Source organism: Variovorax paradoxus, from assembly GCF_009498455.1.
Taxonomy (GTDB): Bacteria; Pseudomonadota; Gammaproteobacteria; order Burkholderiales; family Burkholderiaceae_C; genus Variovorax; species Variovorax paradoxus_H.
Map to the genome: position 1 here is coordinate 5,274,604 of NZ_CP045644.1, position 13,992 is coordinate 5,288,595.

The window sequence follows — 13,992 nt, forward strand, 5'->3', positions numbered from 1 at the left end:
CTTACCGGCCGTTACGCGACTTCACATCCGCGCAGTCAACAGGGTCTACAAGCGGGCGTTGAACGATTACAGAAGGCCGACAAGGAGTCCCTCATGCAAAAAATTCGTGTTCTCGCGACCAGCCTCGCACTCGGCGGCATCGCGCTGCTGGGCGGCTGCGTGGCCGTTCCTGGCGATCCGTATTACTCCGGCGGCTATTCCGATCCGTACTACTCCGATCCTGGTCCCGTTGTGGTGCCGGCGCCGGTCTACATCCAGGGTGGCGGCTACTACGACAACCGTCGCCCGTACTACGACCGCCGTCCCTACTATGGCCGACCCGGCTATCCCGCGGTGCGTCCCAGCTATCCAGCCGTGCGGCCGACCTATCCATCCGGCCGTCCGCCGGTTCAGATGCGTCCGCCGGCCGTTTCGCCTGCGCACCCGGGCGTGTCGCCCAACTACCCGAGCAACGCGATGCGCCCGCCGCCGGGCGTGCCGTGGCGTGACGCGCCGGCGCTGGCCGACAAGCCCTGACACAAAGCAAGCACACGCCCCAGCGAGGGCGTGGCGCGCTGGCCATAATCCCGCCATGGCCTTCCGCGAAATCCTCAAGATGGGCGACCCCCGGCTGCTGCGCACTGCGCAGCCGGTCGCCGCTTTCGACACCGACGAACTGCACCTGCTGGTGCGCGACATGTTCGAGACCATGAAAGCGGTCAATGGCGCCGGCCTTGCGGCGCCGCAGATCGGCGTCGATCTGCAGCTGGTGATCTTCGGCACCGACACCGTCAATCCCCGCTACCCCGACGCACCGCCGGTGCCGCGCACCGTGCTGCTCAACCCCGTCATCACGCCGCTGGGCGACGAAGAGGAAGAGGGCTGGGAAGGCTGTCTGTCGGTGCCGGGCCTGCGTGGCGTGGTGCCGCGCTTCGCCCACATCCGCTATACGGGCTTCGACCTGTACGGCGACCCGATCGACCGCACCGCCGATGGTTTTCATGCGCGCGTGGTGCAGCATGAAGTCGATCACCTGTTCGGCAAGCTGTACCCGATGCGGGTGCGCGATTTCTCGCGCTTCGGCTACACCGAGGTCTTGTTTCCAGGCCTCGATGCGGCGGACGACGACTGAAGGGTCGTCCGTCCGTTGGCTGGCTTACTTGTTGTTGAGCCCGAAGCGACCGCCGCCCGTGAACGCGAGCGAAATGGCCGCGAACAGGAACATGCCCTGCAGTTCCAGCGCCCAGCCGCCTTGCGCGTTCAGCGCGCCCAGGTCCTTGCGGTGCGCCAGCCAGATCGCCACGACCATGTTGATGGCCACGACCAGCGCGGCGGGCCGCGTGAACAGGCCGACGATCAGCAGCACCGGCGCCAGGATCTCGCCCACGTAGACCCCGTAGGCCAGCACCGCGGGCAGGCCGTGCGACGCGAGCATGCCGCCGATGCCGTCGACGCCCTTGCCGACTTTGGCAATGCCATGCAGCAGGATGAGGATGCCCAGCGCAACGCGCAGGATGAGCTTGCCGGTGTCGTCGGACTTGACCATGGTGTGATTCCTGTTCAGCAGTGATGAAAGGGCCGTATGGTAGTGAAACTCGCCGCGCCGCCAACCGGTCGCCCGCGAACGGATCGACATATGTATCCAACGCGGGGTTCTTTGTCGCCGGCCGGCATCGCCCCGTACACTGCCTTTTGCCTACTGTTGAGGAGCACACACCCATGATGAAAAACACCCGATTCCGTCCGGCACTGCTGGCCGCCGCCTCCGTTGTCGCGCTGGCCGCCGCGGCCCCGGCCTTCGCCGGCAAGACGCTCGACGCGGTCAAGCAGCGCGGCACCGTCAAGTGCGGCGTGACCAACGGCGTGGCCGGTTTCTCGGCGCCCGACACGCAGGGCAACTGGTCGGGCCTGGATGTCGACACCTGCCGCGCCATCGCCGCGGCCGTGCTGGGCGATCCGAAGAAGGTCGACTTCGTGCCGCTCAACTCGCAGCAGCGCTTCTCGGCCCTGCAGGCCGGCGAGATCGACATCCTCGCGCGCAACACCACCTGGACGCTCACGCGCGACGCGTCGCTGGGTTTCAACTTCACCACCATCACCTACTACGACGGCCAGGGCTTCCTGGTGCCCAAGAAGCTCAAGGTGACGAGCGCCAAGCAGCTCAAGAACGCCACCATCTGCACGCAGTCGGGCACCACCAACGAGAAGAACGTGTCGGACTACTTCCGCGCGCAGAACATCCCGGTGAAGACCGTGGTGTTCGAGAGCTTCGAAGCCTCGTTCAAGGCCTTCTTCTCGGGCCGCTGCCAGGCTTTCACGACCGACGCCTCGGCGCTGGCCGGCCTGCGCAACAAGGAAGCGCCGAACCCCGACGACTACCTCATCCTGCCCGAGCTGATCTCCAAGGAGCCGCTCGCGCCGCTGGTGCGCCGCGGCGACGACGAGTGGTTCGCGATCGCCAAGTGGGTGCCCAACGCGCTCATCGAGGCCGAAGAGTTCGGCGTCACGCAAGCCAATGCCGACCAGCTCAAGGGCAGCAGCAAAGACCCGGCGCAGCAGCGCCTGCTCGGCGCCGGTGAAGACCTCGGAAAGCTGCTGGGCCTGGACAAGGACTGGTCGTACCGCGCCATCAAGGCCGTGGGCAACTACGGCGAGATGTTCGAGCGCAACGTCGGACCGAAGTCGGTGCTCAAGCTGCCGCGCGGCTCCAACAATCTGTGGAGCAAAGGCGGCCTGATCTACGCACCTCCTGTTCGATGAGTGGGCAGGCCTCGCGCCGCGGCGCCTGGCTGGCCTGGCTCGTGCAGGCCCTTTTGGTGCTGGCCGTCGTGGCGGGCGCCGCCTGGGTGGTGAACCATGCGCTCGAGGTGCTGCGCGCACGCGGCGTGCGTTCGGGCTTCGACTTTCTCACCGAGCCCGCAGGCTTTTCGATCAGCGAAGGCTGGCTCGATTTCGATGCCAGCCAACCTTCGTGGCGCGCGTTTCTTGCGGGCCTGATCAACACCGTGCGCGCAGCCGTGCCGGCCGCCATCTTCGCGGTGGTGCTCGGCACGCTGATCGGCATCGGCCGGCTCGCGCCGCACGTGCTGCTGCGCGGCATCTGCACCGCGTACGTGGAGCTGCTGCGCAACGTGCCGCTGCTGGTGCAGCTGCTGATGCTGGCCTTCGCGATGGCCAACCTGCTGCCCGACCCGACCGAGCCCGTGCACCTGCTGCCGGGCGTGTGGCTCAGCAAGGGCGGGCTCAGCGTGCCCTGGCCCGTGACGGGCGAGGGCGGCTGGTGGCCCACGCATTTCGAATGGCCCGAGCGCGGTGACTTCGGCGTGAGCGGCGGCGCCGCGCTGAGCCCGGAGTACGTGACCATCGTCGCCGGGCTGTCGCTGTATTCGGCGGCTTTCGTCGCCGAGATCGTGCGCGCCGGCATCCTCTCGGTCTCGCAGGGGCAGGTGCTGGCGGGGCAGGCGCTGGGGCTGTCGTCGGTGCAGCAGCTGCGCATCGTGATCCTGCCGCAGGCGCTGCGCGTGATCGTGCCCTCGCTCACCAACCAGTTGCTGAGCCTCACCAAGAATTCGTCGCTGGCCGTCGCCGTGGGCTATCCGGAGCTGGTGTCGGTGGCCAACACCACCATCGGCTCGAACGGACGGGCATTCGAGTGCATCGCGATCATCATGGCGGTGTATTTGCTGCTGTCGCTCGTGATCTCCTTCGGCATGAACCGCTACAACGCGCGCGTCGCGCTGCGAGGCTGGCGATGAGGCGCGTCGCGCAAGGCCCCATCGCGTGGCGCAGCGAGCTGTGGGGGTCGCCGCTGCGCGCGCTCGCCACGGTGCTGTTGTTGGGCTTGCTCGCGTGGGCCGGCTTCCACGCGTTCGAATGGGGCGTGGTGCACGCCGTGTTCCGCCCCGACGCGGATGCCTGCCGCGCCGTTCAGCACGGCGCCTGCTGGGGCGTGGTCGCCGAGAAGTGGCGGCCGATGCTGTTCGGTCGCTTTCCGTATGAAGAGCAATGGCGTCCGGCCCTCGCGGTGGTCGTGCTGTCTGCGGTGACCGTGCTCAGCGCCTGGCCGCGCAGCTGGCGCTGGTGGCTGGTGCCGCTGTGGCTCGTGGCGTTACTGCTGTTCGTCGGGCTGATGCACGGTGGCGTGGCCGGGATGAGCACGGTGCCGACCAGCCGCTGGGGTGGCCTGCCGCTCACCATCGGTCTGGCCGTGGTCGGGCTGGCGCTGGCCTTTCCACTGGCGTTGCTGCTCGCGATGGGGCGGCGCTCCGAATGGCCGGTGGTGCGCACGCTGAGCGCGAGCTACATCGAGCTGGTGCGCGGCGTGCCGCTGATCTCGGTGCTGTTCATGGCCTCGTTCCTGTTGCCGTTGCTGTGGCCCGCGGGCTGGCAGCCCGACGTGCTGGTGCGCGTGCTGATGGGGCTCACGCTGTTCGTCGCAGCGTATCTGGCGGAGATCATCCGCGGCGGCCTGCAGGCCGTGCCGCGCGGCCAGACCGAGGTGGCGATGGCGCTGGGCTTCGGTCGCTGGCCGGTGCAGCGCGACATCGTGCTGCCGCAGGCGCTGCGCCTCGTGGTGCCCGCGCTGACCAACAGCGTGGTCGGTACGCTGAAGGACACCTCGCTGGTGACCGTGGTCGGTCTGTTCGAGCTGACCGGCGCGCTCGGGCTCGCGCTGGGCGGCGATCCGGTCTGGCGGCCGTTCTACCTCGAGGGCTACCTGTTCGTCGCGGCCGTCTACTGGCTGCTGTGCTTCGGGCTGTCGCGCTACAGCGTCTGGCTCGAGCGGCGCCTGGGCGCCAGCTCGGCGTAGCCGGTCTGCGTGTCGGGCTCGCGCGAGAAGCGCCATTCGGGCAGCACCGCGACGAGGACCTCGGCTGTGGTCCGTACCACGCAGCCCGGTGCGGCATGGCCGCCCGACACCCGGCCGGCGGCATCCGACACGCTGAGATGCAGGTGCGAGCCATCGGGCGACAGCGTGCCGGCGAGCGTAAGGATTTCAAGGTCGCCTTCGATGCGCGTCGCCGCTTCGGCGCCCGCGAAACGAATGCGCGCGCCGCGCAGGCTGCCGATGCCCGAGACCACGAAGGCCGCGTCGCCGATGCCGCCCTGCTTCAGCACGGCATCGAGTGCCGCGCGCAGGTCGTCGCCGGGTTGCAGCCGCAGCACAAGCGTGTCCATGCGCTGTTGCCTCGCGTCAGCTCGCCGACAGCGCCTTGTCGACCACCTGCTGCGCCTCGCCGAGGATGCGTGCGAGGTGCTCGTCGCCGAGGAAGCTCTCGCCGTAGATCTTGTAGATGTTCTCCGTGCCCGAAGGCCGAGCGGCGAACCAGCCGTTCTCGGTGACGACCTTCACGCCGCCGATGGCCGCGCCGTTGCCCGGCGCGTGGCTCAGCACGTTCTCGATCTTCTCGCCGGCCAGCGTGGTCGAGGTGATCTGCTGCGGCGATAGGGCCGACAGGCGCTTCTTCTGCTCGGGCGTGGCGGGTGCGTCCACGCGATCGGACACAGGGCGCCCCAGCGCCTGCGTGAGTTCGTTGAAGCGCTCGCCGGGGTCGCGCCCCGTGCGCGCAGCGATTTCGGCCGAGAGCAGGGCGGGCACGATGCCGTCCTTGTCGGTGGTCCACGCGCTGCCGTCGTGGCGCAGGAAGGTGGCGCCCGCGCTTTCTTCGCCGCCGAAACCGAGCGAGCCGTCGACCAGCCCGTCGACGAACCACTTGAAGCCCACGGGCACCTCGTACAGCGGGCGGCCCAGTTGCGCGGCCACGCGGTCGATCATGCGGCTGCTGACCGCCGTCTTGCCGACGGCCGCCTGCGCGGGCCAGTGCGGACGGTGCGTGAAGAGGTAGTCGATCATCACCGCGAGGTAGTTGTTCGGCTGCATGAGGCCCGCGCTGCGCGTGACCACGCCGTGGCGGTCGTGGTCGGTGTCGCAGGCGAAGGCGATGCCGAAGCGGTCTTTGAGCGCGACCAAGCCGTGCATCGCGTCGGGCGACGACGGGTCCATGCGGATGCGGCCGTCCCAGTCGAGCGACATGAAGCGGAAGGTCGGGTCGACCGCCTGGCTCAGCACGTTCAGGCGCTGGAGCTTGTAGCGCGCGGCAATGGCGGGCCAGTAGTGCACGCCGGCACCGCCCAGCGGATCGACGCCCAGGTCGATGCTGCCGCCGCGGATCGCGTCCATGTCGAGCACCTGGGCCAGGTCTTCGACGTAGGTGTTGAGGTAGTCGTGGCGGTGCGTGGTGGAGGCCTTCAGCGCCTGCGCGAGCGGCATGCGCTTCACGCCTTCGAGCTTGTTCGCCAGCATCTGGTTGGCAGCAGCTTCGACGGCGGAGGTGATGTCGGTGCCTGCGGGTCCACCATTCGGCGGGTTGTATTTGAAGCCGCCGCTCTCGGGCGGGTTGTGCGAGGGCGTGATGACGATGCCGTCGGCCAGGCCCGTCGTGCGTCCGCGGTTGTAGACCAGGATCGCATGCGACACGGCCGGCGTGGGCGTGTACTCGTCGTCCTTCGAGAGCATCAGCTCGACGCCATTGGCCGCCAGCACCTCGACCGCGCTGGCGAAGGCGGGCGTGGACAGCGCGTGCGTGTCGATGCCCAGGAACAGCGGACCGTCGATGCCTTTCTGTTTGCGGTAGTCGCAGATGGCCTGGCTGACCGCCAGCACGTGCCATTCGTTGAACGCGTCGTCGAACGAGGAGCCGCGATGGCCCGAGGTGCCGAAGGCCACGCGCTGGCTCGGCACGGCTGGGTCGGGGCGACCGGTGTAGTAGGCCGAGACGAGGCGCGGCACGTCCACCAGCAGATCAGACGGGGCCGGCTGGCCCGCGAGGGGATGGGAAGAAGTGCTCATGTCGAAAGCGGGTGATGAAAGGGAGCGTGCCGGCGGTGCCGTGCACGGGCTTTCAGCATACGCCATGGCCGTGGCCGGCTTGCCGCCTGCGCGGCCGTTCGCAGCGGTTCGCTTACAACCCTTTCAATGTGAGCGCCGTGCGCGGACCCGCTCCGGGCCGTCGCCTGTGGCCAGCCATCGGGCGGGCACTTTGAAGTACGCCGCGATCGCATGCAGGTGCAGGGTGCCTGCGCAGCTGTGGCGGTCTGTGAGCCAGCGGATCACCGTGGGAGCGCTGACGCCGCACTGGCGGGCGAGTTCGGATTTCCACTGGGGCTGCGATTCGGCGACGAGCGAGATCAGGCGGTCTTGAAAGCTGGCGTTCATGGTCGGCCTCCTTTGGCGGCAACAGCGGTCGGAGGGGAATCTCCTCCAATCGCACCAGGGGCCCAACCCCTCCTTCGCAGGGGGCTGGTAGTTTTTTGCGTGGAGGGTGATCTAGTTCCAAGGCCTTGCGGGTTCACTCGTCCTCGCCGGCGTCAGAATGGGGCTGCATATCGACCAACAAGGTCGAAGGGGGTGTGCCATGAAAGTGATGACGCTGGACGATCACGCGTTGTTTCGTGCGGGCCTGCGCATGCTGCTCGAGAGCATGGAAAGCCGCGCCGAAATCTTCGAAGCTGCCACGGTCGACGAGGCCTGCGCATTGGCGCTGCGCCACCCGGACCTGGCGATCTGCCTGCTGGACCTCGAACTCAAGGGCGAGTACGGCCTGGATGCGCTGGTGCGCCTGAAAGCGGCGGCACCCGACATCGCGGTGGTGGTGGTGTCGGCATCGACCGATGTCGACATCATCCGTGGCTGCCTGGAGGCCGGTGCCATGAGCTTCGTGCCCAAGAGCATGCCGGCCGATTTCCTGAAGCGGGCCTTCGAGACCGTGCTCGCGGGAGAGGTCTACCTTCCTCAGGAGATCCTGCACCTGGGGCCGAAGAGCGTCGCCAGGCCCGCGCTCAGTCCGCGGCAGGCCGACACCTTGCACGGCCTGGCGCGCGGGCTGCCGACCAAGTCGATCGCGCGCGAACTCGGTCTTTCGGAGCACACGGTGAAGGAGTACATCGGCACCTTGTTCCAGGCGCTGGGTGTGCACAATCGCACCGAGGCCGTGATCACGGGCATCCGCCTGGGGCTGCTGTCCCCGTTGCAACGCAAGGGGTCATGAGCGGGCCACCGCGGGCGGCTAAGCTTCAGGCTGGTTTCAAGGAGCAAGACAAGATGCGCATGACGTTTGGCCGGCACGGGGTTCTTCTGATGGCTCTGGCTGCTGTGCTCGCGGGCTGCGAGGCCCCGCCCAAGGACCGCCCGCTGACCTCCGACGTGCCGGCGCCGCCGAGCTTCACGCCGCCACCCGAGAGTTGCCAGGCCCCCGAAGTGCGCTTTGCGCTCGGCATGCAGGCCACGCGCCCCTTGCTCGACGAGATGCGCCAGCGCGCCGGTGCAAAGACCGCCCGCACGGTGCCCGCCACGGCCCCCGCCGATCCGGCACAGGACGCCACGCGGCTCAACGCGCAGGTCGATCCCACGGGGCGCATCCTCGGCGCCTATTGCGGCTAGCAGCCGCCGGTCATCCGGAGCGCCGCGACATGCGCGGCATGCGCGACATGCGTGTCGGCGAGGCCGACCGCGCGATCGTGCAGAGCATCCTGCCGCTCGCGCCCCTCCTCAGAGCAGCGGCGTGTAGGGCGAGACCAGCGGACGCAGCGTCGTGCCGCTCGGCACGCCCAGCGTTCCGGCGCCGTCGAACACGTAGCGAAGGTACACGCCGCCCGTCAGCTGGCGGTAGTTCTGCGCGTTGTTCAGGCCGATCGATCCACCCAGGAACATCTTGGGTGCGAGCTGGTACTCGAGGATCGCGGCCAGGTTGTAGGCCAGGCCGGTCTTCGACGTCTTCTCGTACATGCCGGTGAAGGGCACGCTGCTCAGCCCCAGCGAGGCGGCGTAGGCGGCCGCGCCTCCCGCATCGCGCGCGCGCGCGCTGTCGGTCGGAAAGTAGGGCGACGCTTTCTGGTTGAACGACTGCACGCCCAGCGAGGCATTCAGGCGCCACGACAGGCGATCGCTGCGCCCGCTCCAGTCGACCGGGAAGGCCACGCTCACGAAGCTCTGCGGACTGAAGTAGCCGCCTTGCCCGAAGGTGTAGTAGCTCAGGTTCTTGTCGTAGCCCATGAGGCCCAGGTTCATGCCCAGCGTGAGCTTGGAACCCGGGTTGTTGACCAGGTGCAGGTAGGCGCCGCCGCCGGTCTCGAAGCGGCTGTTGCTCGCGACGTTCTTGCCCGTGATGCCGTGCATCGCGGCATAGCCGTACACGCCGTAGGTGCCGTCGTCGTAGCCGATGTCGCCGCGCACGCCGGTGGCGACCACGCCGCCCCAGCGCTCGTTGGTGCGCTGGTCCTTGGCGCCCGCGAACGACAGCAGGCTGTCGGTGACCGCGCGGCGCGACACGTCGACCTTGGCGTTCCACGAATCGCCGAACGAGCCGGCATACGACACGTTGCCGACCACGTTGGTCTCGGGAAAGCCCAGCGGCGTGGTGCCGATGCTCGCGCCGAAGTTCTTGCCTTCGTAGCCCACGCTCAGCCCGACGCCGGCCGCATTCTGCTGGCCTGCGCTGGTGCCGGCCAGCAGGCCGTTGATCGCGGCACCGGGGCCGCCCCCGAAGCGGCTGCCCGTGGCGTAGTCGACGGACGGCGTACCCGCATCGAGCACCGTCGGCGTGACGCCCACGACGACCTTGCCTTCGCCGACCGGGAAGCGCGCCTGGATCGGAATCTGGAAGTCCGACAGCTGGCTCAGCCCGGCTTCGCCGGCGCGGTTGCGGTAGACGGTGCCGGCGGTCAGGTCGATCGAGCGCTGCGCCTGCAGTTCGCGCAGTTCCGCCGCCACCGTGTCGGCGGGCGCGGCGGTGCGCAGCGGCGCGTTCCAGCCCGAAGCGGACGTGCCGGGAACCGGCAGCGGGGCGATGCCGCCGGCCTGCGCGTACGGATAGGTCGGCGAAGGATAGGCGCCGGCCGGCGCGTTCGCGACCGGGTACTGCTGCACCGGCGTCGCGATGTAGGCCGTGGCCTGCGGCGTGTTGCGTGCCTCGGCGTTGGCGTTGCGCGATGACGCCGTGCCCGCCGCCGTGCGTCGGCCCTTGCTGCCGGTGGCCGGGGCCGGCGCCGCGCCTGAGGTCCAGGGCAGCGCACCCGGCGCCGCGCCTGCGACCGGGTAGCCAGGGCTTGCGGGCGCGGCGGCATAGGCCGGCGCCGCCGCATAGGCCATCGGCTGCATGCGCGGCTGCGCAAAGGGATTGCCGCCCGCGCCGGGATGGCTGGCCGGCACGACCGCGCCTGGCGCGCCGCCCGTCATGCCCGCAAACGGATTGGCCGCGGGCAGGCCCGCCGGCGCCGCGCCGGGCATGCCGCCCGTGGCCACGCGACTGTCGGCTTCCACGGCGGCGCGCAGGTACTGCTCCGCCTTGCGGCTGTCGCCGGCATTGCGGTAGACGCGGCCCGCGGCGGCCAGCACACGCGACTGGTCGGGCGCCTGCTTCAGCGCGGCCATCACGTAGTTCTCGGCCTCGCTGTGCTGGCGCAGCGCGCTGGCGCTGGCGGCCGCGGCGAGCAGCGCGTCCAGGTCGGTGGGGCTGCGCTGCAGCACGCGCTGGTAGAGCGCCAGCGCCTGGGTTTCGTCGCGTGCGGCCGAATACAGGCGCGCGAGCGCCGCAAGCGCGCGCGGATCGTCCGGCCGCTCGGCCAGCACCGGGGCCATGGCGTTGTAGGCGGCCTCGAGGTTGCCGGCCTCGCGCAGCGCATCGGTCTGGCGCAGCGCGAAGGCGATGCGCAGGCTGTCGAAGTCGCTGCGTTGCGCGGCGGTCATGCCGGCAGGCTGCAGCTGGCGCAGCACCGCCGACAGCTCGACGTCCTGCTTCGTCTTGAGCAGCACCGATGCATAGAGCAGCCGGTCGCCGATGCCCGGGTTGGGGCTGCGCGCGAGCAGCTGGCGGCTCATGGCGAGCGCGCGCGGCGCATCGCCGATTTCCGCATACGCGCCGGCGAGCTGGCCCCAGATTTCGGCGGGCATGTCGCTGCTCAGCGCCGCCTCGGCCTGGCCGAGCACCTGCCGCGCGGCATCGACCTGGCCCTGGCGCGCCAGCGCCTGTGCGCGCTGGGCCTGCGATTGCGCCCAGAGCCGGCGCTGCAGGGCCGCCATGTCGCGCGTTCTCGAGGCGGCGGGAATGCGCTCCAGGTACTGGATGCCGCCGGCCGCGTCGCCGGTCTCGGAGGCGAGCAGGGCGCTCGCGTAGAGCGCGTCGGGCATGTCGGGCTGCGACATCAGCAGGCCTTCCATCACGCCGCGCGCCTCGGCCACCAGGCCCTGGCGGCGGTAGATGTTGGCGAGGTCCAGTCGTACCCACGGGCTGTCCGGCGCGGCGAGCATCGCGTCTTCGAGCGTCCGCTGCGCACCGGCGGCGTCGCCGGCATCGGCCTGCTGGCGAGCCTTGGCGCGCGCCTGCTCGACCTGGATGTCGCGCAGGCCGCCGAGCTGGCCGGCCTGTTCGGGCGGGAGCTGGCGCGCCAGCGCGAGCGCGTCGTCGGCGCGGCCCTGGCGACCGTACACGGCGATGAGCCCGCGCAGCGCCTGCGCATTCGACGGCTTGCTGTCGAGCACGCGCTTGTAGCCCTGTTCGGCCCGCGGCAGGTCGCCGGCGGCGGCGCGCAGGTCGGCCAGCGCGATCTGGCCGACGCTCTCGCGCGGGTCGATGCGCACGGCGCGCTCGAGCAGCGCCTGCGCGCCGCGCGTGTCGTTCTTCTCGCGCGCCGTGCGCGCCTGGCCGACCAGGCTCCAATAGGTGGCGCTTTGCAGCGCCGAATTCCACTTGCTGCCGCCCGCGCCGCGTGCGGCGCGTTCCAGCAGTTCCTGTGCTTCGCCGAAACGCTCCTGACGCAGCCGCACCAGGCCCAGGCCGCCCAGCGCTTCAGGGTCGTCGGCCTTCGCGCGCAACGCCTGCTGGAAGCGTTGTTCGGCGGTGGCCGGGTCGCCGCGGTCCAGCGCGCGGAAGCCTTCGCCGAGCGGCACGCCGGGCGAGGCGGCTGCGGCGGCCTTGCCGGCGGTCAGCGTTTCCAGGCGCGCCGACACGGCGGCATCGTTCGGGTTGCTCGCCAGATAGTCCTGGTAGAGCGCAATGTCGGGCGCGCGCGCATCGAGCCAGATGAGGGCCTGGCGCCAGCTCGCGCGCGCGGCGGCGCCCACGGTGGGTTGCTTCGCCAGCTCCACGAGGCTGCGGATGCCTTCGCGCCGTGTCGATTCGCTGTAGGTGCGCAACTGGGCGAGCGCGAGCTTGTAGCTCGCGTTGTCGGGCTGGTCCTTCACCAGCTGCTCGATGCCCTTGCGCGCTTCGTCGGCGCCTTGTGGCGTGGCGCTGAGCACCTGGTAGTACTCCAGCGCCAGCGCTTGCGGCGGCGGGCGGTTGTCGAACTGACTGCGGTACAGCTCGACCGCCTCGGCGCTGCGGCCCGCGCGGGCCGCAGCGCGGGCACGCTGCAGCGTGCTGCCCTGGCCGGGTTGCTGGGCCTGCTGCTGCAGGCGCGCGATGCGGCCGTCGTTCGGGTGCGCGGTGCGCAGTCGCGAGATCCACGTGCGCGCTGGCTCGGCATTGCCGCGCGACAGCTCGACCTGCGCCATGCCGTACATGGCATCGGCCGACTGCGGATCGACGCGCAGCAGCTTGCGCCAGCTTTCCTCCGCGAGGTCCGCGCGCCCTTGGGCCTGCCAGTAGTTGCCTTGCTCGACGAGCGCAGCGCTGGCGCTCGCCTGCGCCCGCGCGGGGTCGCTCGCGCAGACCGCTGCGAGCAGGCCCAGGCAGGCCATCCATTGCGCGGCGGGAATGCGTCCCGGGCCCCGGCGCAGCGCCGGTGGACACAACGGCTTCATGCCGCTCGGGTGGATCGACATAGCAGTCTCCAGGAGGTTTGCAACTGGCCGTCGCGATCGAATTCGTAACGGCCGTCGAGCCAGGCCTGGCCGAAGACCGCCAGCACCTGCTCGTAATACGGCAGCGGCGGGGTTGGCGCCGCCGGGGAAGATGTTTCGGCGCGACCGCCCGGCAGCCGGGCCGATTCGGTGGCCAGCGCCTCGGGCAGCTCCTGCGCCTTCAGGTACGGCAGCAAGGCGCCGCCAAAGCCAGCCGGGCCCGTGCCGCGCCCGGCGCCGGTGGCGGTGTCCACCGATTCGGGCATGGGATGGCGATCCGCAAGCAGTTGGCGCGGGCCGTTCAGGCGCTGCAGCAGCGCCTTGCGCTCGGGGGTGCGCGGCGACAGCATGCCGGCCCAGAGGTAGACACGGATGGCGTCGTAGCTGCCCACCGTGCCTTTCTCCGGATCGGCGACGAAGGCGTTGGCCGTTTGCGACCAGGCACACCAGTCCGGCGCGAAGCCCTTGGGCGCCACGGCGTCAAGCATGCGCACGGTGTTGTCCGCCACTTCGCGCCACGGGCCGCGCGGGTCGGCCTGCTGAAAGTAGCGCAGCAGCTGCAGCGGCATGTAGCTCGGGTTGAGCCGCCACAGTGGCCCGCTGGCCACCGAGGCAGGCCACGGCAGCAGCATGCGGCCGAGTCCCGGCAACGCCACCACTTCGTCGCGCATCACCAGCGCCAGCAGGCTGCGGCCGAGCTTCGCGTAGCGCGGCTCGTTCCAGAGGCGGCCGGCTTCCATGAGCGCATAGGCGATCCACAGGTCGGCGTCGGAGGCGGCGTTCGCATCGAGCACGCCCCAGCCGCCGTCTGCTTTCTTGCCCCACTGCCAGGCCGGCAGCTGGGTGGCCAGGCTGCCTTGCGCGAGGTTGGCTTCGGTCCAGGCGAGCACGCGCGCGAAGGTCGGCTTGTCGTTGTGAACGAGCGCGAAGAACAGGCTGTACGACTGGCCTTCGGAGGTCGATTGCTGCTGCGGCGTGTGGAAGTCGATCACGCGCCCGTCGCGCTGGATATGCCGCGCGGCGAAGGTGGCCCAGTCGGAGGCGGGATGGCACGGTGCGGCGGCCGGCGCTGCCGAGGCGGCGCGCGAGGCGGCCCAGCCCAGCGCGGCTGCCGCGAGCAGGGGGCGTCGGCCGATGTGCGAGGGGGATGGCGGTGCGGTGCGTGTCATGGGCAA

The 13,992-nt window shown here is 70.1% G+C and carries 13 protein-coding genes; 7 read left to right on the forward strand and 6 right to left on the reverse strand.

Annotated features, from left to right (window positions below):
* Positions 1–93: 93 nt before the first annotated feature.
* On the forward strand, positions 94–516 hold the full coding sequence (locus GFK26_RS34345) for a hypothetical protein (protein ID WP_228121768.1): 423 nt from the start codon (positions 94–96) through the stop codon (positions 514–516).
* Positions 517–571: 55 nt separating this feature from the next.
* Positions 572–1,111 carry a peptide deformylase gene (gene def / locus GFK26_RS24340; RefSeq protein ID WP_101491620.1) on the forward strand — a complete coding sequence of 180 codons (540 nt, stop codon included), beginning with the start codon at positions 572–574 and terminating at the stop codon, positions 1,109–1,111.
* Between the two features lie 24 nt (positions 1,112–1,135).
* Here the strand turns inward: def and GFK26_RS24345 are convergent, their stop codons facing one another.
* Positions 1,136–1,525 (reverse strand): DoxX family protein, encoded by a 390-nt coding sequence (locus GFK26_RS24345; protein WP_153284231.1) that lies wholly within the window; start codon positions 1,523–1,525, stop codon positions 1,136–1,138.
* Between the two features lie 176 nt (positions 1,526–1,701).
* Here GFK26_RS24345 and GFK26_RS24350 point away from each other — a divergent pair, with 176 nt between their 5' ends.
* From GFK26_RS24350 to GFK26_RS24360, 3 genes are read left to right on the forward strand one after another with little or no spacing between them, the layout of a single operon-like run.
* A complete protein-coding gene (locus GFK26_RS24350; protein WP_153286091.1) occupies positions 1,702–2,739 on the forward strand; it encodes an amino acid ABC transporter substrate-binding protein in 1,038 nt (345 codons plus the stop codon).
* Complete coding sequence (locus GFK26_RS24355) at positions 2,736–3,734, forward strand: amino acid ABC transporter permease (RefSeq protein ID WP_153284232.1); 999 nt, start codon at positions 2,736–2,738, stop codon at positions 3,732–3,734. The genes GFK26_RS24350 and GFK26_RS24355 overlap by 4 nt, the downstream gene beginning before the upstream one ends.
* On the forward strand, positions 3,731–4,789 hold the full coding sequence (locus tag GFK26_RS24360) for an amino acid ABC transporter permease (protein ID WP_153284233.1): 1,059 nt from the start codon (positions 3,731–3,733) through the stop codon (positions 4,787–4,789). Before GFK26_RS24355 ends, GFK26_RS24360 begins: the two co-directional genes overlap by 4 nt.
* Here GFK26_RS24360 and GFK26_RS24365 read toward each other — a convergent pair.
* The 3 genes from GFK26_RS24365 to GFK26_RS24375 all read right to left on the reverse strand — a co-directional run bounded on the left by GFK26_RS24365 (position 4,744) and on the right by GFK26_RS24375 (position 7,195).
* A complete protein-coding gene (locus GFK26_RS24365; protein ID WP_153284234.1) occupies positions 4,744–5,157 on the reverse strand; it encodes a PPC domain-containing DNA-binding protein in 414 nt (137 codons plus the stop codon). The two genes, GFK26_RS24360 and GFK26_RS24365, sit on opposite strands and share 46 nt — an antisense overlap.
* Before the next feature lie 16 nt (positions 5,158–5,173).
* A complete protein-coding gene (gene pgm / locus GFK26_RS24370) occupies positions 5,174–6,829 on the reverse strand; it encodes a phosphoglucomutase (alpha-D-glucose-1,6-bisphosphate-dependent) (RefSeq protein WP_153284235.1) in 1,656 nt (551 codons plus the stop codon).
* A 123-nt stretch (positions 6,830–6,952) separates the two neighbouring features.
* Positions 6,953–7,195, reverse strand: coding sequence for a helix-turn-helix domain-containing protein (locus tag GFK26_RS24375; RefSeq protein WP_153284236.1), 243 nt, complete (start codon positions 7,193–7,195; stop codon positions 6,953–6,955).
* Positions 7,196–7,394: 199 nt separating this feature from the next.
* Here GFK26_RS24375 and GFK26_RS24380 point away from each other — a divergent pair, with 199 nt between their 5' ends.
* Positions 7,395–8,027 carry a response regulator transcription factor gene (locus GFK26_RS24380; protein WP_194273947.1) on the forward strand — a complete coding sequence of 211 codons (633 nt, stop codon included), beginning with the start codon at positions 7,395–7,397 and terminating at the stop codon, positions 8,025–8,027.
* A gap of 89 nt (positions 8,028–8,116) precedes the next feature.
* Positions 8,117–8,419: a hypothetical protein gene (locus GFK26_RS24385; protein ID WP_228121769.1), complete on the forward strand. Its 303-nt coding sequence runs from the start codon at positions 8,117–8,119 to the stop codon at positions 8,417–8,419.
* A 108-nt stretch (positions 8,420–8,527) separates the two neighbouring features.
* Here GFK26_RS24385 and GFK26_RS24390 read toward each other — a convergent pair whose 3' ends face one another.
* Both GFK26_RS24390 and bcsZ read right to left on the reverse strand, forming a co-directional pair.
* Positions 8,528–12,799, reverse strand: coding sequence for a cellulose biosynthesis protein BcsC (locus tag GFK26_RS24390; RefSeq protein WP_153284239.1), 4,272 nt, complete (start codon positions 12,797–12,799; stop codon positions 8,528–8,530).
* Entirely contained in the window at positions 12,775–13,986 is a 1,212-nt protein-coding gene (gene bcsZ / locus GFK26_RS24395; protein ID WP_153284240.1) for a cellulose synthase complex periplasmic endoglucanase BcsZ, read from the reverse strand. Before bcsZ ends, GFK26_RS24390 begins: the two co-directional genes overlap by 25 nt.
* Positions 13,987–13,992 lie beyond the last annotated feature (6 nt).